This window comes from Paractinoplanes ovalisporus (assembly GCF_016834655.1).
GTDB lineage: Bacteria > Actinomycetota > Actinomycetes > Mycobacteriales > Micromonosporaceae > Actinoplanes > Actinoplanes ovalisporus.
Window position 1 is genome coordinate 1 of the sequence record NZ_JAENHP010000058.1, and the last position, 1,468, is coordinate 1,468.

Sequence of the window (1,468 nt, forward strand, 5' to 3'; positions counted from 1 at the left end):
GGGGGGTGTCCCTATGGGTTTCGTCAAGCGGTGAGGGCGTGGTTGACGGGCCGGGTTTGGTAGGGCGTCTGGTCGCGGAGCATGGCGAACAGGACGTCGACACGGCGGCGTGCCAGGCAGATGAGGGCGGCGTTGTGTTTCTTGCCCTGGGCCCGTTTGCGGTCGTAGTAGGCCCGTGACGGCGGATGCGCCAGCGAGGCGAAGGCGGCGAGGAAGAACGCGCGTTTCAGATGCTTGTTGCCGCCCTTGGGTGGATGCTCGCCGCGGATGCTGCTGCCGGAGCGGCGGGTGACCGGGGCCAGACCGGCGTAGGCCGCGAGGTGGCCCGGCGTCGCGAAGGCGGTGCCGTCGCCGACTTCGAGCATGATGCGGGCTGCGGTCCTGACGCCGATGCCGGGCATCGAAGTCAGGACCCGGGGCAAGAGGGTGCGCATCGAGTATCTCCTCGACTTGCGCGGCGAGTTCGTCTCGTTGCCGCAGGACCTCGCGCAGGTTGTCCGCCAGCTTCGGCAGGACCGTCTCGGCGGCGGCCGTTCCGGGGACCACGACGGTCTGCTCGTCCAAGGCGGCCAGGATCCGTTCGACGAGGCGTTCGCCCATGCGCGGCGCGTTCTTGGTGGCGATCGACAGCAGCTTGCGGCGACCGGCCCGGCGGATCCCGGCCGGGCCACCGCAGCGTGACAGCAGCTCGAGGCCGGCCTTGTGCGTGAGGTTCTTGCCGAACGCCCGCTCCAGGGCGGGATGGATCTGGCTGAGCAAGCCCCGGATCCGGTTGGTCAGCCGGGTCGACTCGCCGGCCAGGTCGTCATCGAAACCGACCAGAACTTCGAGCTCTGCCAGAGCCTCGTCTGCGACATCGACCCGGCGAAGGGTGTGCGGCAAGGTGCGGGCCGCGTCCGCGATCACGTAGGCGTCGCGGGCGTCGGTCTTCGCGTTGCCCGGATGCAGGTCGGCGATTCGCCGCATCGCCAGGCCGGGCAGATAGGCGACCTGCAGGCCACAGGCCCGTGCCACCGCGACCGGCAGAGCACCGATCGAAGCGGGCTGGTCGACGACCATCAACACCGGCCCCTGCTGGGCAAGCCTGTCGAACACCTGCCGCAGCTTCGCTTCGCTGTTGACCAGCGCCGCGTCGTGCAGCCGTTTGCCGTCTCGGTCGAGCGCGACAGCATGGTGGCCGTCCTTGCCCACGTCCAAGCCGAGAAACACCTGGTAGTCGCCGTGCACCCGTATCGCCTCCCCGCGACGTCCGCCGGCTCGATCGCCTGGTCCGGCATCGACACCCGGCAGCCACGTTACGAAGAGACCAACCCGAAAAGCACGGGCGGTCGGGTCCCTATCAGCGGTCCATCGATGCCACCCGGCCCGGCGACAACACCCCCGGATCATGCCAACGACAGGGGCGAAGAGTCATACCGGACCGGGCGACCGAGCCGTCCCCAACGGGGACGATCAAAAAGGTAACGGG

The 1,468-nt window shown here is 69.1% G+C and carries 1 pseudogene; it reads right to left on the reverse strand.

Annotated elements, in window-relative coordinates:
* Nucleotides 1-23 precede the first annotated feature (23 nt).
* A pseudogene (locus JIG36_RS51355) lies at nt 24-1,227 on the reverse strand (IS110 family RNA-guided transposase).
* Nucleotides 1,228-1,468 lie beyond the last annotated feature (241 nt).